Annotated in this window: 20 protein-coding genes and 2 pseudogenes; 11 read left to right on the top strand and 11 right to left on the bottom strand. The window is 37.2% G+C overall.

Annotation, left to right across the window (positions count from 1 at the left end; genetic code table 11):
• Positions 1 to 103 (top strand): annotated as a pseudogene (locus ACSC97_RS14320) (transposase); the annotation flags it as partial.
• A 6-nt stretch (positions 104 to 109) separates the two neighbouring features.
• Positions 110 to 289, top strand: a pseudogene (locus tag ACSC97_RS14315) (sodium:proline symporter); the annotation flags it as partial.
• 43 nt (positions 290 to 332) lie between these two features.
• Here the strand turns inward: ACSC97_RS14315 and ACSC97_RS14310 are convergent.
• Positions 333 to 824, bottom strand: a complete 492-nt coding sequence (locus tag ACSC97_RS14310) for an Lrp/AsnC ligand binding domain-containing protein (protein WP_436661573.1) — start codon at positions 822 to 824, stop codon at positions 333 to 335.
• A 120-nt stretch (positions 825 to 944) separates the two neighbouring features.
• On the opposite strand from ACSC97_RS14310, the gene putA reads away from it, so the two are divergent.
• Positions 945 to 4,709, top strand: coding sequence for a trifunctional transcriptional regulator/proline dehydrogenase/L-glutamate gamma-semialdehyde dehydrogenase (gene putA, locus ACSC97_RS14305; RefSeq protein ID WP_436661571.1), 3,765 nt, complete (start codon positions 945 to 947; stop codon positions 4,707 to 4,709).
• Positions 4,710 to 4,718: 9 nt separating this feature from the next.
• On the opposite strand, the gene ACSC97_RS14300 is transcribed toward putA, so the two are convergent.
• On the bottom strand, positions 4,719 to 4,850 hold the full coding sequence (locus tag ACSC97_RS14300) for a hypothetical protein (RefSeq protein WP_272870337.1): 132 nt from the start codon (positions 4,848 to 4,850) through the stop codon (positions 4,719 to 4,721).
• Positions 4,851 to 4,921: 71 nt separating this feature from the next.
• Between ACSC97_RS14300 and trmA the strand changes: the two genes are divergently transcribed.
• Entirely contained in the window at positions 4,922 to 6,007 is a 1,086-nt protein-coding gene (trmA, locus tag ACSC97_RS14295; RefSeq protein WP_130575996.1) for a tRNA (uridine(54)-C5)-methyltransferase TrmA, read from the top strand.
• Between the two features lie 248 nt (positions 6,008 to 6,255).
• Positions 6,256 to 6,483: a hypothetical protein gene (locus ACSC97_RS14290; RefSeq protein ID WP_004954718.1), complete on the top strand. Its 228-nt coding sequence runs from the start codon at positions 6,256 to 6,258 to the stop codon at positions 6,481 to 6,483.
• Positions 6,484 to 6,524: 41 nt separating this feature from the next.
• Here ACSC97_RS14290 and ACSC97_RS14285 read toward each other — a convergent pair whose 3' ends face one another.
• Entirely contained in the window at positions 6,525 to 7,286 is a 762-nt protein-coding gene (locus tag ACSC97_RS14285; RefSeq protein ID WP_436661575.1) for a phosphodiester glycosidase family protein, read from the bottom strand.
• A gap of 151 nt (positions 7,287 to 7,437) precedes the next feature.
• Here ACSC97_RS14285 and ACSC97_RS14280 point away from each other — a divergent pair, with 151 nt between their 5' ends.
• A complete protein-coding gene (locus ACSC97_RS14280; protein ID WP_004954724.1) occupies positions 7,438 to 7,971 on the top strand; it encodes a lecithin retinol acyltransferase family protein in 534 nt (177 codons plus the stop codon).
• Between the two features lie 51 nt (positions 7,972 to 8,022).
• Here ACSC97_RS14280 and ACSC97_RS14275 read toward each other — a convergent pair whose 3' ends face one another.
• Entirely contained in the window at positions 8,023 to 8,478 is a 456-nt protein-coding gene (locus ACSC97_RS14275; RefSeq protein WP_436661568.1) for a nucleoside deaminase, read from the bottom strand.
• A 333-nt stretch (positions 8,479 to 8,811) separates the two neighbouring features.
• Between ACSC97_RS14275 and ACSC97_RS14270 the strand changes: the two genes are divergently transcribed.
• Both ACSC97_RS14270 and ACSC97_RS14265 read left to right on the top strand, forming a co-directional pair.
• Positions 8,812 to 9,069, top strand: coding sequence for a YjhX family toxin (locus tag ACSC97_RS14270; protein ID WP_004915387.1), 258 nt, complete (start codon positions 8,812 to 8,814; stop codon positions 9,067 to 9,069).
• 78 nt (positions 9,070 to 9,147) lie between these two features.
• Positions 9,148 to 9,654 (top strand): GNAT family N-acetyltransferase, encoded by a 507-nt coding sequence (locus ACSC97_RS14265; protein ID WP_436661566.1) that lies wholly within the window; start codon positions 9,148 to 9,150, stop codon positions 9,652 to 9,654.
• Positions 9,655 to 9,730: 76 nt separating this feature from the next.
• Here ACSC97_RS14265 and ACSC97_RS14260 read toward each other — a convergent pair whose 3' ends face one another.
• Positions 9,731 to 10,309 carry a YceI family protein gene (locus tag ACSC97_RS14260; protein WP_039046957.1) on the bottom strand — a complete coding sequence of 193 codons (579 nt, stop codon included), beginning with the start codon at positions 10,307 to 10,309 and terminating at the stop codon, positions 9,731 to 9,733.
• Positions 10,310 to 10,536: 227 nt separating this feature from the next.
• Here ACSC97_RS14260 and ACSC97_RS14255 point away from each other — a divergent pair, with 227 nt between their 5' ends.
• Positions 10,537 to 10,944: an OsmC family protein gene (locus ACSC97_RS14255; protein ID WP_436661564.1), complete on the top strand. Its 408-nt coding sequence runs from the start codon at positions 10,537 to 10,539 to the stop codon at positions 10,942 to 10,944.
• A gap of 57 nt (positions 10,945 to 11,001) precedes the next feature.
• On the opposite strand, the gene tkt is transcribed toward ACSC97_RS14255, so the two are convergent.
• Positions 11,002 to 12,990: a transketolase gene (tkt, locus tag ACSC97_RS14250; protein ID WP_039046959.1), complete on the bottom strand. Its 1,989-nt coding sequence runs from the start codon at positions 12,988 to 12,990 to the stop codon at positions 11,002 to 11,004.
• Between the two features lie 384 nt (positions 12,991 to 13,374).
• Here tkt and metK point away from each other — a divergent pair, with 384 nt between their 5' ends.
• Positions 13,375 to 14,541 carry a methionine adenosyltransferase gene (gene metK / locus ACSC97_RS14245; protein ID WP_004954738.1) on the top strand — a complete coding sequence of 389 codons (1,167 nt, stop codon included), beginning with the start codon at positions 13,375 to 13,377 and terminating at the stop codon, positions 14,539 to 14,541.
• Positions 14,542 to 14,592: 51 nt separating this feature from the next.
• Here the strand turns inward: metK and ACSC97_RS14240 are convergent, their stop codons facing one another.
• Positions 14,593 to 14,850 (bottom strand): hypothetical protein, encoded by a 258-nt coding sequence (locus ACSC97_RS14240; protein ID WP_004915370.1) that lies wholly within the window; start codon positions 14,848 to 14,850, stop codon positions 14,593 to 14,595.
• A 243-nt stretch (positions 14,851 to 15,093) separates the two neighbouring features.
• Between ACSC97_RS14240 and ACSC97_RS14235 the strand changes: the two genes are divergently transcribed.
• A complete protein-coding gene (locus tag ACSC97_RS14235) occupies positions 15,094 to 15,276 on the top strand; it encodes a hypothetical protein (protein WP_075696419.1) in 183 nt (60 codons plus the stop codon).
• A 44-nt stretch (positions 15,277 to 15,320) separates the two neighbouring features.
• Here the strand turns inward: ACSC97_RS14235 and ACSC97_RS14230 are convergent, their stop codons facing one another.
• The 4 genes from ACSC97_RS14230 to ACSC97_RS14215 form a co-directional block, all read right to left on the bottom strand.
• Entirely contained in the window at positions 15,321 to 15,884 is a 564-nt protein-coding gene (locus ACSC97_RS14230) for an FxsA family protein (protein WP_436661561.1), read from the bottom strand.
• Between the two features lie 187 nt (positions 15,885 to 16,071).
• On the bottom strand, positions 16,072 to 16,506 hold the full coding sequence (locus ACSC97_RS14225) for an I78 family peptidase inhibitor (protein WP_436661559.1): 435 nt from the start codon (positions 16,504 to 16,506) through the stop codon (positions 16,072 to 16,074).
• A 203-nt stretch (positions 16,507 to 16,709) separates the two neighbouring features.
• Positions 16,710 to 16,871, bottom strand: coding sequence for a hypothetical protein (locus ACSC97_RS14220; protein ID WP_004915357.1), 162 nt, complete (start codon positions 16,869 to 16,871; stop codon positions 16,710 to 16,712).
• Positions 16,872 to 17,309: 438 nt separating this feature from the next.
• Positions 17,310 to 17,528: a cold-shock protein gene (locus ACSC97_RS14215; protein WP_004915353.1), complete on the bottom strand. Its 219-nt coding sequence runs from the start codon at positions 17,526 to 17,528 to the stop codon at positions 17,310 to 17,312.
• Positions 17,529 to 17,892 lie beyond the last annotated feature (364 nt).

Raw genomic sequence — 17,892 nt, 5'->3', positions numbered from 1 at the left:
ATATTATTGGCGAGATTTTCAAGTCATGACAGCTGACAAAATAGAGCAATGGGTGGAGAAAGTATCAAACCAATTCGGAAAAGAATACATGTTTACTTTTTAATGGATACTTACCGTGATTGTTTGGAAAAACTTCTTCGGTGAAACAGGCATCTACGAGATTATTCCAGGTTTCGCATTCGCATTTGTCAGCATCGTGGTTGTAAGTTTGCTTGGTAAAGCACCAAATGCAAATGTTACTAGCCGCTTTGAACAAGCTGAAGAAATCTATGCTAGAGACATGAAATAATTCTTCAAAAAATTTAAGGGGCTTTAAAGCCCCTTTTTTTGATTCAAAATTTTGTCCTCGAATTGATTTTTATCTTCGAGCTATCCTTCACAACCTGCATCACGGGATAACTCCGTGTTTCTTTGACACCAGGTAACTGCCACAAAATCTGCCCTGCAATGCGGCGAAACTCCTCCATCCCGGCACTGCGCAATTTGATTAGAAAATCAAAGCCTCCACTCACCATATGGCATTCCACGATTTCAGGGTATTGCGTTACTGCATCAATAAAATCATCAAGTACGTTTGGAGTCGTTTTATCCAACAGTACCTCAACAAACACTAAAAAATTCGCATTAAGCTTCGCTGGATTAAGCTTTGCTTCATAGCCTAAAATAAATTCATCCTTCGTAAGCTTCTGCACACGAGCCATGACGGCTGTAGGAGATAGGTTCACTAATTCAGCTAATTTGCTGTTAGAAATTCTTCCATCTGTTTGAAGAATATCCAGAATTTTTAGATCTGTTCGATCTAATGTAGAAATAGGGCCATTCAACTGAATTTTCCTCTAAAAAATAGACTAAATATAGTGAGTTACTCGGGTTTTATTCTGTAATCATAAATTATCTAAACCTCTCTACTCAATATGTTCTAGAGATTGTTATTGGAATTTAGTATGAATACTTTGGATACTCCCGCACAAATGGACACAGCTCACAACGATGGTGGTTATATCACCGAATTTAAAGAAAAAAGTGAGTTTGAGCAACGCATTAATACAGCTTGGCGACGTGCTGAACCGGAAGCTGTCGCTGAACTTGCTGAAGCTGCAAACATCTCTCCAGATCTCGATCAAAAAATTTATGAACTTGCATTCGATCTAGCGAATAATCTACGTGAACGCAAAAGTTCTGCTGGTAAAGCAGGTATCGTGCAAGGTTTACTTCAGGAGTTCTCACTTTCTTCTCAAGAAGGTGTGGCACTCATGTGTTTAGCAGAAGCATTGCTTCGTATTCCAGATACTGCGACACGTGATCTTTTGATTCGTGACAAAATCAATCAAGGCAACTGGAAAGAGCACGTAGGTCAAAGTAGCCTCATGTTCGTAAACGCTGCTGCTTGGGGTTTGATGTTAACTGGAAAGTTAATGGAAACTCCAAAACAAACAAGTTTATCGAGTGTATTAACGGGCTTATTGGCACGTAGTGGTCGCGGTATTATTCGTAAAGCGGTTGACGTCGCTATGCGTATGATGGGTGAACAGTTTGTTACTGGTGAAACTATTGAAGAAGCACTTGAACATGCTAAGCCACTTGAACATAAGGGTTTCCGTTACTCTTATGACATGTTAGGTGAAGCTGCGCTCACAGATCACGATGCTGAACGCTATTACAACGATTATACCCAAGCGATTCATGCGATTGGTAAAGCATCTAATCGTCGTGGCGTCTATGATGGTCCTGGTATTTCTATCAAACTTTCAGCATTGCATCCTCGTTACCAACGCTCGCAAATCAGTCGTGTTCACCATGAACTTTATAACAAAGTTTTCGAACTCGCGTGTTTAGCTAAGCACTATGATATTGGTTTAAACATCGATGCTGAAGAATCGGAACGCTTAGAAATTTCTTTGGAAATGTTAGAGCGTCTATGTTTCGAGCCTAAACTTGCAAACTGGAAAGGCATTGGCTTTGTTATCCAAGCCTACCAAAAGCGTTGTTTCTTCGTTGTCGATTACATCATTGATCTTGCAAAACGCAGCAACAAACGTCTGATGATTCGCCTAGTGAAAGGTGCATACTGGGATAGCGAAATCAAAAAAGCTCAAATTGAAGGTATGACTGACTACCCTGTGTTCACACGTAAAGTGCATACAGATTTGTCATACATTGCTTGTGCGAAGAAACTTCTTGCTGCACCTGATCAAGTGTATCCACAATTTGCAACACACAATGCACAGTCACTTGCAACGATCTACAATCTAGCTGATCCAAGCAAATACTATCCTGGTCAATATGAATTCCAATGCTTGCATGGCATGGGTGAACCACTTTATGAACAAGTTGTGGGTTCAAAAGAAGACGGTAAACTTGGTATTCCATGTCGCGTGTATGCGCCAGTTGGTAATCATGAAACCCTATTGGCTTACTTAGTTCGTCGTTTACTTGAAAATGGTGCAAACACTTCATTTGTAAACCGCATTGCAGACAAAACATTAAAAGTAGATGATTTAATTCAATCACCTATCAAAGATATTCAAACTGCTGCAAAAGAAGAAGGCCAGCTTGGTTTAAAACATCCTGCAATTCCTCTTCCGCATGATTTATATCCATTGCGTCCAAACTCAAATGGTTTCGATTTAAACAACGACACACCGCTTGCAGACTTGGATGCTACGGCCCAAAAACTTCGTAATCACGTCTGGAAAAGTGCACCATTACTTGGATTTGAATCAACAGTTCATGATCAAAGTAATGCCCTTGCAATTACAAACCCTGCACAAAATAGTGAAATCGTAGGTTATGTAAACGAGGCAACTAGCGCTGATGTACAACTTGCACTAGAAGCAGCTGTACAAGCAGAGCAAAGTTGGGCTGCGACAAATAAAACTGAACGAGCAGCTTGCTTAAAACGCGCTGCGGATTTGATGGAAGCTCGCATCCAAGAATTGATGGTATTACTTTGCCGTGAAAGTGGTAAAACCTATGCCAATGCGATTGCAGAAGTACGTGAAGCAGTAGACTTCTTACGTTACTACGCAACTCAAATTGAAAACTTACCTGCAAATGCACAAGTGAAGCCATTAGGTACAGTTTTGTGTATCAGCCCATGGAACTTCCCTCTTGCGATTTTCTCGGGTCAGATTGCAGCTGCGTTAGTAAGCGGCAACTGTGTGATTGCAAAACCAGCTGAGCAAACTCCATTGATTGCAGCTCAAGCAGTTCAAATGCTTTGGGAAGCTGGTGTACCACGTGGTGCGGTTCAACTTCTACCTGGTCGCGGTGAAACAGTTGGCGCGCAATTGAGCCAAGATGATCGTATCCAAGGCATCATGTTTACAGGTTCTACAGAAGTTGCAAAAATCTTGCAAAAAACTGTGGCAAAACGCTTATCTCCGAATGGTCAACCAATTCCGTTAATCGCGGAAACAGGTGGTCAAAATGCCATGATCGTTGATTCATCTGCATTAACCGAACAAGTCGTATTGGATGTGGTAAGTTCTGCATTTGATAGTGCAGGTCAACGTTGTTCTGCTCTTCGTATCTTATGTGTTCAAGAAGATAGTGCTGCAACAGTTGTGAAAATGTTGAAAGGTGCAATGAAACAGTTGATCGTAGGTAATCCTGCTATCTTAAAAACTGATATTGGACCAGTAATTGATACTGAAGCAAAACAAACCATTGATAATCACATTCAAAAGATGAAATCAAAGGGCTACCCTGTTCATCAATTGATGTTTAACGATGCTGTAAGCCAACAAGCACTTGCTCAAGGCACATTTGTTCCACCAACTGCGATCGAATTACCAAACCTTGATGATTTAGAGCGTGAAGTATTTGGTCCTGTATTGCATATCATCACATATAAGTATGGTGAACTTGAGCAATTGATCGATCGCATCAATTCAAAAGGTTACGGCTTAACGATGGGTCTACACACACGTATTGATGAAACGATTAATACTGTCATCCAACGCGCAGAAGTAGGCAACTTATATATCAACCGTAATATCGTTGGTGCAGTTGTTGGCGTGCAACCATTTGGTGGTGAAGGCTTATCTGGTACAGGTCCTAAAGCAGGCGGTCCATTATATATGTATCGTTTGATGGAACATTGTTCTGAAAAAGTCTTAGCAACACCATTTGCTGTTAAATCAGAAGTTTCAACTTTTGAAGCAGTTTCAAATGTTGCTTACCAAAACTTATTAACTTGGGCTAAGCAAAATATGCCTCAAGCAATTCCAACGATTCCTGCATTTGGCGTTGGTAAATTCTATGAGTTGCAAGGTCCTACTGGTGAAAGTAACCAATACATTATCTTACCTCGTCATCGTGTGCTTTCTATCGCAAATGATGAAGCGAGCCAGTTACAGCAGTTACTAGCGATTTTCGCAGTAAGCAGTACTGCTGCTGTTACTAAAGATAATGCTTTCTTGGCTAAGCATCAGAAATCTTTACCAAAAGATGTGTTAGCAGCAATTAAAGTGATTTCAGACATCGAAAAAGATGCTTTTGATGCTGTTTTACATCATGGTTCAGTTGAACAATTAACTGAACTGCAAACGAAAATTGCGAACCGTTCTGGAGCAATCGTGGGCATTACTCATCTCAAGACAGATGAGCAGATTCCTCTAGAACGTCTAGTCATTGAACGAGCTATTAGTGTAAATACCGCTGCTGCCGGCGGTAATGCGAGGTTAATGACTTTATCTGAAGACTAATTTAAGTCTTCAAATCTCCCAGCCCGAACCATGTTCTACATGGTTCGGGTTTTTATTTTCTAATTTTAAGACAAATGGTTTTACAAAAATTTCCACAGCATCATGTAATGAAACCAATTCGTTTAAATCAGGGATAATCATAATTTCCCTGCACCTTTTACTGCTTTTTTGATACCATTCCACTTTAGTTTTTACTTACAGTTTTCTTTTTTATGACCGTATCTTACCAACAGCAACTTCAAGAGAAAGTTGAACGAATCACCGCACAATTTGCACCGTTCAATCCCCCTGCTTTAGAAGTATTTCAATCACCTGAGCAACATTTTCGTATGCGTGCAGAATTCCGTATTTGGCACACTGAAGATGATTTGTTTTATGCCATGTTTGAACGTGCTGAAGATGGTAAGCAAAAAGCTGTTATTCGTGTCGATGATTTCCCGATTGCTGATAGCAGTATCAATAAATTAATGCCACAACTACTAGAAGAATTAAAAGCAACTCCGATTCTTTCGCAACGTATTTTTGAAGCAGATTTCCTATCCACTTTAAGTGGCGAAATGTTGGTAACGCTGATTTACCATCGCCGTTTGGATGTAGAATGGGAAAGTGCAGCAAAAGCACTTGCTGATAAATTAAATATTAAAATTATGGGACGTAGCCGCGGTCAAAAGGTCATTATTGGAGATGATTACGTTGTTGAGCAACTTAATGTTCATGGACGTACTTTCAAATACAAACAAATTGAAAGCAGCTTTACCCAGCCTAATGCTCAAGTCTGCCAACATATGCTTGAATGGGCTTGTGATGCTGCGGAAGGTGCTCAAAAAGATTTACTAGAACTGTATTGCGGTAATGGTAACTTTACTCTACCACTGTCTCTGAAATTTAAACGCGTTCTTGCAACTGAACTTGCTAAATCATCAGTTCATGCAGCGCAATGGAATATTGAACAGAATCAAATTGATAATATTCAAGTAGCACGTTTATCAGCTGAAGAATTTACCCAAGCCTATCAAGGTGAACGTACATTTAGACGTTTATTAGAAGCTGAAATTGATATTCAAAGCTATGACTTTGACACTGTATTTGTTGATCCACCACGCGCAGGCATTGATGACGAAACGCTCAAGCTGTTACAAGGTTTTGAACGTATTATCTACATATCTTGCAACCCAGACACGCTACACGATAACTTAAAAATATTGACACAAACACACCGCATTCAGAAGTTTGCTATGTTTGATCAATTCCCTTTTACGCATCATGTTGAGTCTGGTGTATTACTTGAAAAAATTTAAACAAACTATTTCAATGTAAGCATTTTTAATAGAGAGTTTTTATAACTCTCTATTTTTTATTTGAGTTTTTTATAAAAAACTTTGAAATATCAACGGTCAAGTCATTAAGTTGTCATAATTTCGTTAATAACATTAAAAATCATCGAAAAAATTGAAGTTCAACTGCTGCTTTTATCACTTATGCTGACTTGTATTTTATTTTAAAGTGACTATATTTCGATCTATGTTAGGTTGTATATGAAGGCTCTATGAGTTTTTGGCAAAAATTGTTGAATGCTGATCAACAATATAACGAACATAAGAATCAAACCTCTTGTGTTGAAAATGATTGCTCTTGTAAATCAAATGAACAACTTCTTGAGGCTTTAGTAAAAGCTACAGATGAAGATGTGATTAAAGGCATCAAAAAAGTCCTGATTTCTCGTGGTTATAGTCGTAAAGAATTACTTGCGATGATCAACCCACCAATCCAATAAAAATAATACCCTAATCTTTTCTGAACGAGAGGATTAGGGTTCTATAACTTACAATTCATTTGATGTGTTAATCCAACGATTGGTCCTAAATTATATTTTCTATCATTACGTTGAATGTCTTTTAAATACAAGCTAGAAATCGATCCATCTAAATACAAAGCTTCATCTACTCTCAACTGATGTTTAAAGAAGTTTGCAAACTGATAAAAATTTATACGCTGTTCTGAAATCACGAAATATAAATGATCATCCCGTACCCCAACACCATTACGAATTTTTAAAGAATTTGAATCCTTTATAAATTGAGAATTTATTAGTCCTTTATGCACCAACATTGGTCCTGATTGTGTCGCGAAATTTGCTGTAAAGTTTGCTCTCTTATAGTCTGCTGTTGAATGAATGACAGCACCATGATCATTCCACGCTACTACACCATTTGGTTGCATAAAAAAATTACCAAAACCAGTTGATTCATTTAATTCAGAAAGCTTTTTCTTTTTTTCTATATACAATCCCACAGGCTCAAAATTGGGATGATACATCCCAGCATTCATCGCAAAACGTAATTCTTTACATGCAGCTAAGTTGCTTTGAATATTCGAAAACTTTTGATAGAAATCACCTGTTCGAGGATTTTTTAAAAATAATTGCAAATCCTTTAAGTCATCGACCTTTATCACTTCAAATTGAACATCCTCGAATTTCATACTTTGATATTCAAATGCAAAAACTGTGGTAGCTTGAAATACCATACTTGATAGTAATAGACATCGATTCAACAACAATTTCAAATTCCTCAACATCACAAAAGCACCTACTTTAGAATATAACCTCAATTTAGATGACAGATACAAACTCAACACATATTCACATGATTGATTGATGAAATATGCTCGATAGATTCATCTTTTTTCACTAAAATAGCTAGGTAAAATGCAATATTCTTGAATAGGCATGCAGCAGAAACATCAACGTTTTTATCTTGGCGCTCATCTCATCGTCAAACACTTTGGTTATAGCCATCATGGCATCTATGCAGGTCGTGGAAGAGTTATTCACTACTCAGGCTTTGCACATATTTTCAAAAAACATCCTATTGAAATAACGACACTAGAACGTTTTGCTCGTGATAAGCCTATTCATATTCGTTATTATGAATCACCGAAATATAAAGCTAAGGCAGTTGTACGTCGCATGCGATCACGTATGCATGAAAATCACTACCATTTGATTATCAATAATTGTGAACACCTTTGCACATGGGCGATTACAGGTATTGAATCCAGTACGCAAGTTGAAAGGATGCAACGGCGTATTGCTACGATTGGTTATGTTAGCTCTTTAATGAGTTATATGAATAGCCTGATGCTTACAATTGCTACAGCCTGCTTTGCGATCGTTTTATACATAAAAATCATGATTCGCCGTCAAGCGAAAAAATCTCTTCCCGCATACTTACTTTTAAAAGAAAAGCATGCAAAAAAGTAATGTGAAGTTTCAATAAGTTACTAATCTAAAAGTAATTCTTCGCAATCCAATCTACTGTTGTCTTTGCCAAATTGCATACAAATCTGAGCAGTGATTCGATTTTAATTGAGTAAACTCTAAACCCTCTTGAAACTGAGGTTCAACTCTCAATAATTCGGCAATTTTCGCAGTTGATAAACCAAATGGTTCAGCATCCGTATTGGAGAATCCAAAAAATACTTTTGAAATTCCAGCCATTCTTATTGCAGCTAGACACATTGGACAAGGTTGCCCACTTGCATAAACAGTACAATCTTCTAAATTTGGAGTAGATAATATACGACCTGCTTCTCGTAATGCGAGCAGTTCAGCATGTGCTGTAGGATCATTCGTCAACTTAATCTGATTTACACCTGTTGAAATGATCTCATTATTTTTTACAACCAAAGCAGCAAATGGTCGACCGCCTCGTTTTACATTTTCTAGTGCTAAATCGACTGCCTGTTGTATGAATTTCTGATTATCCATCCTATCCTACCTTGAAAATAATATTTGTGCTGTACATACAAATATTAGAAATACAGCGATACTTGCATCTTAAGTTAATCATAAAAATAAGGCTATACAACTTAACTCTCGCACCTAAAATACAGTATATTTCACATAATATTTTACTTTTTATATCACAAGCTATATATTGATTAGCAAATTTCATATCCAATCTACATTGAGGATTTTATGTTGGAGATAGCAGTAATCTGATAACCATATTTCAATGAAAATTTGAAATGGGTTATCAACGCGAATTTTCAGGCTTGATGCCTATCTTTGCTTTTGATTACTTAATATTTGGATTCCAACATGAACCTATCCAAGTCTGAACAAAGGACTTTACACGTCTTAGCAAAAGGCGGAAAAATCGTAAAACTCAAAAATGAATCAGGACAACTCATTGCTGTAGAATGTTATAGCCGTGAAGGTTTTGTATTATCTGATTGCACACTCGATGTTTTTCGAAAACTTAAAAAGAAAAGATTGATCAAATCACAGGAAGGTCAACCCTATCAAATCAATTTGAATGGGCTTAGAAACGTACGACCTCAACTCGATAATCAATAAACATCCTTAATCATCACCTGATGAAGCAATAACATGATTTTGCTTCATCAGTGATTTAAAAAAAACTAGGTAACTAAAATGAACATTCGAATCCGTAATGAACAGAACACTGACATCCAAGCCATTTTTGATTTAATACAATCAGCATTCTCACAAGTTGAATATTCAAGCCACACTGAACAATTCATTGTAAATGCGCTGAGAGAAAATAATCAGTTAACCCTTTCTTTAATCGCTGAAATTAACAATCAAGTTGTTGGGCATATTGCCTTTTCACCAGTCTCTATTTCAGATGGTGCGACAGATTGGTATGGTTTAGGTCCAATTTCAGTTCTACCTGAATATCAATCAAATGGTATAGGCTCTCAACTTATCAAAGAAGGTTTGAATAAGATCAAGGCACTAAATGCAAAAGGATGCGTATTACTCGGCGATCCTAATTATTATGGAAAATTTGGCTTTAAGGCTGATGCTAGATTGATCTTAGAAAATGTTCCAGCAGACTATTTTCAAATTCTTGCTTTTACCGACCTCATACCAAGTGGTTGTGTCACTTATTCAGAAGCATTTAATGCTACCACATAGTCATTTTCTCTATGAGCAAATAAAAAAGCTCACGGCTATTGAGCGTGAGCTTTTTTGAAGTTTGAGTACTTCGATATTACTTAGCAGCAGTTGCTTCAGTTGTAATATTTACAGTGATCTTATCACCTACATTCGGAACATAGTTTCCGATACCAAATGCAGAACGATCAAATGAAGTCGTTGCATTAAATCCAATTGCAGGTACTTTAGCCATTGGATGCTCACCTTGTTTATTCAGCACAGCATCTAAAACTACAGGTTTAGTCACACCTTTAACGGTTAAGTTACCCGTAATTTTGAAGTGTTTCTTGTCTTTAGTTTCTACTTTAGTACTTTTAAAAGTGATATTCGGATATTTAGCTGCGTTAAACCAAGCTTCTTCTTGGAACTCTTTATCCAAAGCAGGAACATTTGTATTCACACTGCTGATTGGAATAATCACATCTACAGAAGAGTTTGATGGTTTAGCATTATCAACTTTAATCACGCCTTGAATATCAGTGAAATTCGCGCTCGGAGTTGAAAAACCAAAGTGATTCCAGCTAAATACTGTTGCTGTATGTGTTGGATCAATTTTATAGTCTACTGGCGCAGCTAAAGTTACAGAACTTGCGATGGCAACCGCTAAACCTAAGCTTAATGTTTTAAATTGCATTTTTCGTATCCTTGTTTGATATAGTGATTAGTGTATACATCAAGTATTTTTATTCATTATTCTTTATAAAACGATATGTTTCATCAGTGCAACAATAAAAGGGTTACAGCGCGTATTAAACTCAATATGATTATACAGATTCGATACTAGACAATTGGATAGTTCATTCGTATTCTCGATTGATCTATGATTTTTTTAATTTAAAAAGATTCACAACAAGGTAAATCATGACTTATTCTACCCAAGCACTCAGCACATCAACTCCCTATCGCGTTACACTGACGAACTCTTTTGGGCACACTTGGTATTCTGATGAACCTGCAGATAAAGGCGGTCAAGATACTGCACCAAATCCAATACAATTATTATTATCTGCTCTGGGCGCGTGTACGACGATCACCTTAGAAATGTACGCCAATCACAAAGGAATTAAACTTGAACACGTTCAAGTAGATCTTTCATTGAATCCAAATGGTCAACCAGAGTCTGGTCAAAATAACATTGAGCGTAAGATTGTGCTTAAAGGTGAATTTACCGAAGATCAACATAAACGATTACTCAAAGTTGCTGAGAGCTGTCCTGTTCATAAATTACTAACTTCTAATATTTCGATTCAAACTGAACTTAGCATTTAATTTCATTCACAAAAAAAGCGCCCTAATCAGGACGCTTTTTTATACCACTTAATTCAATTAAGCAGTCAATTCTTTAACAGCAGCTACAACCGCTTCAGTCGTGATACCAAAGAATTGGAACAGATCTTTCGCTGGTGCAGATTCACCATAAGTAGTCATACCAATCACTTTGCCATCTAAACCAACAAATTTCCACCAGTAATCCACATGGGCAGCTTCAACCGCTACACGTGCACGGATATGCGCAGGCAGTACCGCTTCACGATACGCCGCATCTTGCTTCATAAACTCTTCAGCACATGGCATAGATACAACACGCACACCTTCAAGCTGTGCATATGCTTCCATCGCCAATGAAACTTCTGAACCAGTCGCAATGATGATTGCTTTCAACTCGCCTTTTTCTTCAGCAAGTACATAACCACCTTTTGCAACGTTTTGAATTTGAGCTTCATTACGTGCTTGGAATGGCAAGTTTTGACGAGAGAAAATTAATGCTGTTGGACCTTCTTTGCGCTGAAGAGCGGATTTCCAAGAAACAGCCGCTTCAACCGTATCACATGGACGCCATGTATTTAAATTCGGCGTACCACGTAATGATGCAATTTGCTCAATTGGCTGATGTGTTGGACCATCTTCACCTAAACCGATTGAATCATGTGTATATACATGAATTACGCGTTGCTTCATTAATGCAGACATACGTACCGCATTGCGCGCATATTCCATAAACATTAAGAATGTTGCAACGTAAGGAACAAAACCACCGTGTAAAGCTACACCGTTTGCAATTGCGGTCATCCCGAATTCACGAACGCCGTAATAAACGTAGTTACCCGCAGGATTGTCTTGTACGCCTTGGCAACCTTTCCAAAGTGTTAAGTTAGAACCAGCCAAGTCAGCCGAACCACCTAATAATTCAGGCAGTAATGGACCAAACGCTTGTAACGTATTTTGGCTTGCTTTACGAGTTGCAATTGTTTCAGCTTTTGCATTTGTTTCAGCAATGAATGCATCGGCTTGTGCAGCAAATTCTGCAGGTAAGTCACCGTTGATACGACGTAACAATTCAGCTGCTTCAGTTGGATATTTTGCTTGATATTGAGCAAACAATTCATTCCAAGCGGCTTCAGAAGTTTGACCCTTAGCTTTTGCATCCCAAGCTGCATATACATCTTCTGGAATAACAAACGCTTCTTCTTTCCAACCTAATGCTTCACGTGTTAAAGCGATTTCATCTTTACCAAGTGGCGCGCCGTGGCAGTCTTCTTTACCTTGTTTATTCGGAGAACCTAAACCAATAATCGTTTTACAGATAATGATCGTTGGTTTATTGCTTTCAGCTTTCGCTTCAACAGTTGCTTGACGAATTGCATCAGCGTCATGCCCGTCTACACGAAGCACTTGCCAGCCATAAGCTTTGAAACGTTGCTCAGTATCATCACTAAACCAACCTTCTACTTCACCATCAATTGAAATCCCGTTGTCATCGTAGTAAGCAATCAACTTACCAAGACCTAAAGTACCTGCAAGTGAACATACTTCGTGCGAAATACCTTCCATCAAGCAGCCATCACCAAGGAAACAGTACGTGAAGTGATCAACAACATCTAAACCGTCTTTGTTGAACTGAGCAGCTAACGTTTTTTCAGCTAAAGCAAAACCTACTGCATTGGCAATACCCTGACCTAATGGGCCAGTTGTTGTTTCAATACCTGGTGCATAGCCATATTCAGGATGACCAGGAGTTTTAGAGTGTAATTGGCGGAATTGCTTTAAATCTTCAATAGACAAATCATAACCAGTCAAATGCAATAATGCATATTGCAACATTGAGCCATGACCATTAGACAATACAAAACGGTCACGGTTCGCCCATTGTGGGTTTGTTGGGTTATGATTTAAAAATTCGCGCCAAACTACGTCAGCGATATCTGCCATCCCCATTGGAGCACCAGGATGCCCTGAGTTTGCTTGTTGCACAGCATCCATAGCCAAGACACGAATTGCATTTGCAATACGACGTTCATTTAAAGGGGTTGTCATAAGTCAGAATCCGATTAAATCAATAAGATGAGAGAAGATGAGAAATCATCTTTCAAAAACTGCGACTATTGTCTTAAAAAAACAAGATGGGGTAAAGTGCAATACACGATATTTCTTATATTTTGATCATTCAAATACAATTCTTTATGTAAATGTTCACCGTGTAAACAACATGTAAAATACAATCATTCAAATATGAAAATTTACAATTCAGAAAAACTTTATTAATTAAAGCATTAATATTAGTTTTACTTATACACATATCAATAAAAACATGATGAAAATGAAATAATTTCATGCTTTTTAGTCAGCTTGTGCTAGTCCTATACGCCAAGTCGATGTAACATACTCTGTCTTTTTGAAAATAACCATGATAGGACGTTCATGCGCGAGTATGCTGTTTTTACTTCAGAATCTGTAAGCGAAGGTCATCCAGACAAAATGGCTGACCAAATTAGTGATGCTATTTTAGATGCAATCCTAAAAGAAGACCCGTATGCGCGTGTCGCTTGTGAAACATTAGTAAAAACAGGCGCTGTTGTTCTTGCTGGTGAAATTACGACTACAGCAAACGTGGACTTTGAAGCGATTGTACGTCAAACAGTTAACGGAATCGGTTATCATCATTCTGATTTAGGTTTTGATGGCTCTACATGTGCTGTCATCAACATGATTGGTAAGCAGTCACCTGAGATTGCTCAAGGTGTTGACCGTCAAAAACCAGAAGATCAAGGTGCTGGTGACCAAGGCTTGATGTTCGGTTACGCAAGCCGTGAGACAGATGTTCTTATGCCTGCGCCTATTTCATACGCTCATCGCCTCATGGAACGTCAAGCAGAATTACGTCGTTCAGGTGCTTTACCTTGGTTACGTCCAGATGCAAAAAGCCAAGTTACATTTGCTTATGAAAATGGTATGCCAGTTCGTTTAGATGCAGTTGTATTATCAACTCAGCACGATCCTGAAATCAGCCAAGCTCAGTTAAAAGAAGCAATTATCGAAGAAATTATTAAACCAATTATTCCTGCTGAAATGTTTCATGCTGAAACCAAGTTCCACATCAATCCTACAGGTATGTTTGTGATTGGTGGTCCTGTAGGTGACTGTGGTTTAACTGGTCGTAAAATTATTGTTGATACATACGGCGGTATGGCTCGTCATGGTGGTGGCGCTTTCTCTGGTAAAGACCCATCAAAAGTAGACCGTTCTGCAGCTTATGCTGGACGTTATGTTGCGAAAAATATTGTTGCTGCTGGTCTTGCTGACAAATGTGAAATTCAAGTGAGTTATGCAATTGGTGTTGCAGAACCAACTTCTATTTCAATTAATACATTTAATACAGGCAAAGTATCAGATGAGCTTATTGTTCAGCTAGTACGTGAACATTTTGACTTACGTCCGTATGGTATTACACGTATGTTGAATCTAATTCAACCGATGTATAAACAAACTGCAGCATATGGTCACTTCGGTCGCGAAGGTTCTGACACTGCATTTACATGGGAAAAGACAGATAAAGTTCAGATCCTTAAGGATGCTGCTGGACTTTAAACCCACACATAAAAAAGCTCGCATGATGCGAGCTTTTTTATTCCCCAATTTTTAATTTCCCGAATTCATATTGTCTTGCTTTAGAACTTCAAAAATAGACGTATTTTGAACAGGCTGTTCTTCTTGATGATGTTGCGAATACATATGCGCAAGCTTCACAATAACAACTACAGCCAAACATGCTGCCACACAAAACATCCAAAGCCCATAAGGACTCCTAATGTGTTGCGAACCGCAATGTGGACACTCTTTATCAGTTGAAGCAACAACCTTGTCACAGCATGCACAATGATATTGATATAACATCATTTTTCCTCCCGATTGTTATTTTTTATTTTCTTTTTACAACAATTTTTACCGTCGCACTTTTATCCTATGAGAAATAAATCAAGATTTCAATCTTGATTTATGACCTTACCAGCTCATTTAACAAAAAAAATATGTCATTTTTATGAAATCATTACAATCAAGGTAAATTCAGTAATTAGGTATTATTTTGATCTTTCACATAATTTTGCTAAAATATTGGGCTAGGATCAAAGAGTAAATATCATGACTCAATTAATTACTAAAGGTGGATTTCGCGAACGAGCAAATCGCAGTAGAAAATACAAACAATCAGAAAATCAAGTTACGACATTAGCTCCGACACAATATAAAAAAACTGCTGAAACACAAAATCTATCTGAAAATTTAGAACAAAGCACAGATACAGATACAAGCAAACAAAAATAAAAAAGCACGCTTTAGAAGAGCGTGCTTTTTTAAAAAATTACAACTTAGTTTACATCTTTAAATTCGATTTTCTTTTGATCTGATTTCACTTCTCTCGCTTCACCATCAATAATGGTTGAATCACGGTATTGACTACCGCCCTGTTGATTTTGCATTTCTTGCATTTGGCGCATCAAATCAGCAAAAGGATTTTGTCCAGCAGCTCCGCCGCCTCCCATACCACCCATCATTTGATCCATCATCGCTTGCTGACGTTTGGCCATTGTTTTCATCAAAGCATTACGAAAAGCTGTTTGTACAGAAGGAATCAACACCAATAAAGCAAGTACATCAGAAATTAATCCTGGAATCATTAAAAAGAAACCAGACATTGCTAATGCAAGTTTCTTAGTAACAGCAGGATCTGAGCCTAATTGCCCTGTCATTTGCATCTGCTGCAATTGAGGCATGATATTAGCAGTGCTAGAGCGAACAAGGTTTAAACCAATAAAGAAAGCAAGCACAAACCAGAAGAAGACATACCACATACTTCCAACGAGGTCACCCACGCCAATCCATACTAAAACCTCAGCAATAGTACCTAAAACCACGATAAGAAGTAGATTCATCTCAAATCTCAAAAAATAAAAACTTGTGTCAGCTCAATTGATCATTCTTACATATTAATCAATACGAACTCAATAAATTAAGATATGGGTACAATTTCGAATTTATCAAGTTTTACGGCTTACCCTATTTTCAGAAACACTCTCATCTGAAGACATTCAAGATGAGAGCTTATAATTTTTATAAATGTTAGCCACAGCTCGCATTTAAGATTTTCTTAGAGCTTGGGTCTGTCGTAACAGTAACTCGATTTTCACGATAATCCATTGTTACGGGCTGATTTGGTGCAACTGTGCGAACAATTTCTGATTGAGTTTTTTGTTTAATTTGTTGATCACTTAACCCAGACTGACCAATTAATTTTTGAGCCTCTTCCGCATCGCATTTAGGTTGATTTGCTCTAAAAAACTCCCACTCTTCTACAACTTTACCATTCGGTAATTTACAGTATCCGACCTGACCATTCGCTTCATTTCTAATTTCTAATTGCCCACCTTTCTCAATACTATATTGGCTGGCTGGATTAGGCATACCAATTTTAGGAGGAGACACATCTTTATTTGGAGCAAATGAGCATGCTGATATTGAAAGGAATGCCGTACAGATGATGAATAACTTTTTCATGAAATTAAATTCTTATGTGTAAAAATTAAAGATATCAAAAAAATTTAGAAATTATGTCGATGATTTGAAACAGAAAAATAATTTGAATAATTGTAGGATTTTAGCTCAGCAATACAACTTATTAAAAAAATATACTTTAGATGTATTTATGATCTATGCCATTCAAAGATCATTCTTAGCAGGCTAAAGTTTCTAGATTATCTCTACTGGATAATGATGTATTCAAGCCTAATCGCTTGGTCAACCAAATAATGCGTTTTTATTTTATAAAAAAAAGGCCGAGTATTAATCCACTCATCCATCTCTAGAAGTGCAAGTGTGTAACCAGCAATAGCAGAAAAATCTTTTGTTTCTATGGCATCCATAGGCTTATCCTTTTTTGTTAAGCCTATCACATAGCAAACACGGTCAGGAAGATAAAATTTTCCCTCAACAGTCACTTTGATAACGCATAAAAAAGCACCCTTAGGTGCTTTTAAATTACAAACTTGTTACTAGCAAGACAACAAAGCTAAATAACAATGTCCCTAATGATCTTTTACACTGTACGTGAACTTCATGTTCAAACCCTTGAGTGTATTGCTCTATGTTATCCATAACCGCATCCTCATCAAATGTACGCTGATCTTTAATCTGCCGAAATAATCGTCGAATTGAAATTAGCAAAAAGTCTTAGAGCATGCAATACTTTTTTAACATTGGGTTTAAACAATTAATTTAGCAGAAGAAGAAATTTGATAGATTTATGGTTTTTTTACCATAAAAAAAGCCCACCAAAGTGAGCTTTTTTCTGCGGTATACTATTAGTTTTGAGCAACTACAGTAATACCAGTTGCTTGTGGGCCTTTTTTGCCTTGAGCAACAGTAAATGACACGCGTTGTCCTTCATGAAGAACTTTGAAACCATTGCTTTGGATTTCGCTAAAATGAGCAAAAACATCTTGTCCAGAATCAGCATGGATGAAACCAAAACCTTTAGTTTCGTTGAACCATTTAACTGTACCAGTCGCAGTGTTAGACATATCTTTAACCTATTTAAAAAATTCGGGATGCTTAGCAGCAAATAACTTGGAGTAATAAAACTTTGAGACTAAAATCTGATAAAACGAGAGGTTTAACTAAACTACGAAATTAAAGATTTGCTGAATCAACAGTGTTATTCTTCTAGTTAAGAACCACTATACACGAGTTTGCTTTTTACAAGCAATAAATATCTGCTTATTTATATAGATAATTTTCAATTATTATTTATAAAATTAGATTTTTTATATTTAATTATTAGACTTCTTGCAAAAATCAAAAAACGATCAACGTTTTGTTTGTTTTTTATCCACATTAAAAAGTCATGTTCTACTATCATGAGTACATGAAATATGAAAAAGTAAA

Origin of the sequence: Acinetobacter sp. P1(2025), from assembly GCF_051390655.1 — a bacterium.
Classification (GTDB): Bacteria; Pseudomonadota; Gammaproteobacteria; order Pseudomonadales; family Moraxellaceae; genus Acinetobacter; species Acinetobacter junii.
The sequence above is the reverse complement of the archived record's forward strand: the minus strand, read 5'-3'. Positions and strand labels throughout refer to the sequence as shown.

What these genes read in the sequence shown, in the direction of transcription:
- putA (WP_436661571.1), top strand. Translation starts at nt 945, where the DNA reads ATGAATACTTTGGATACTCCCGCACAAATGGACACAGCTCACAACGAT.
- ACSC97_RS14300 (WP_272870337.1), bottom strand. Translation starts at nt 4,850, where the DNA reads ATGATTATCCCTGATTTAAACGAATTGGTTTCATTACATGATGCTGTG.
- trmA (WP_130575996.1), top strand. Translation starts at nt 4,922, where the DNA reads ATGACCGTATCTTACCAACAGCAACTTCAAGAGAAAGTTGAACGAATC.
- ACSC97_RS14290 (WP_004954718.1), top strand. Translation starts at nt 6,256, where the DNA reads ATGAGTTTTTGGCAAAAATTGTTGAATGCTGATCAACAATATAACGAA.
- ACSC97_RS14285 (WP_436661575.1), bottom strand. Translation starts at nt 7,286, where the DNA reads ATGTTGAGGAATTTGAAATTGTTGTTGAATCGATGTCTATTACTATCA.
- ACSC97_RS14280 (WP_004954724.1), top strand. Translation starts at nt 7,438, where the DNA reads ATGCAGCAGAAACATCAACGTTTTTATCTTGGCGCTCATCTCATCGTC.
- ACSC97_RS14275 (WP_436661568.1), bottom strand. Translation starts at nt 8,478, where the DNA reads ATGGATAATCAGAAATTCATACAACAGGCAGTCGATTTAGCACTAGAA.
- ACSC97_RS14270 (WP_004915387.1), top strand. Translation starts at nt 8,812, where the DNA reads ATGAACCTATCCAAGTCTGAACAAAGGACTTTACACGTCTTAGCAAAA.
- ACSC97_RS14265 (WP_436661566.1), top strand. Translation starts at nt 9,148, where the DNA reads ATGAACATTCGAATCCGTAATGAACAGAACACTGACATCCAAGCCATT.
- ACSC97_RS14260 (WP_039046957.1), bottom strand. Translation starts at nt 10,309, where the DNA reads ATGCAATTTAAAACATTAAGCTTAGGTTTAGCGGTTGCCATCGCAAGT.
- ACSC97_RS14255 (WP_436661564.1), top strand. Translation starts at nt 10,537, where the DNA reads ATGACTTATTCTACCCAAGCACTCAGCACATCAACTCCCTATCGCGTT.
- tkt (WP_039046959.1), bottom strand. Translation starts at nt 12,990, where the DNA reads ATGACAACCCCTTTAAATGAACGTCGTATTGCAAATGCAATTCGTGTC.
- metK (WP_004954738.1), top strand. Translation starts at nt 13,375, where the DNA reads ATGCGCGAGTATGCTGTTTTTACTTCAGAATCTGTAAGCGAAGGTCAT.
- ACSC97_RS14240 (WP_004915370.1), bottom strand. Translation starts at nt 14,850, where the DNA reads ATGATGTTATATCAATATCATTGTGCATGCTGTGACAAGGTTGTTGCT.
- ACSC97_RS14235 (WP_075696419.1), top strand. Translation starts at nt 15,094, where the DNA reads ATGACTCAATTAATTACTAAAGGTGGATTTCGCGAACGAGCAAATCGC.
- ACSC97_RS14230 (WP_436661561.1), bottom strand. Translation starts at nt 15,884, where the DNA reads ATGAATCTACTTCTTATCGTGGTTTTAGGTACTATTGCTGAGGTTTTA.
- ACSC97_RS14225 (WP_436661559.1), bottom strand. Translation starts at nt 16,506, where the DNA reads ATGAAAAAGTTATTCATCATCTGTACGGCATTCCTTTCAATATCAGCA.
- ACSC97_RS14220 (WP_004915357.1), bottom strand. Translation starts at nt 16,871, where the DNA reads ATGGATGCCATAGAAACAAAAGATTTTTCTGCTATTGCTGGTTACACA.
- ACSC97_RS14215 (WP_004915353.1), bottom strand. Translation starts at nt 17,528, where the DNA reads ATGTCTAACACTGCGACTGGTACAGTTAAATGGTTCAACGAAACTAAA.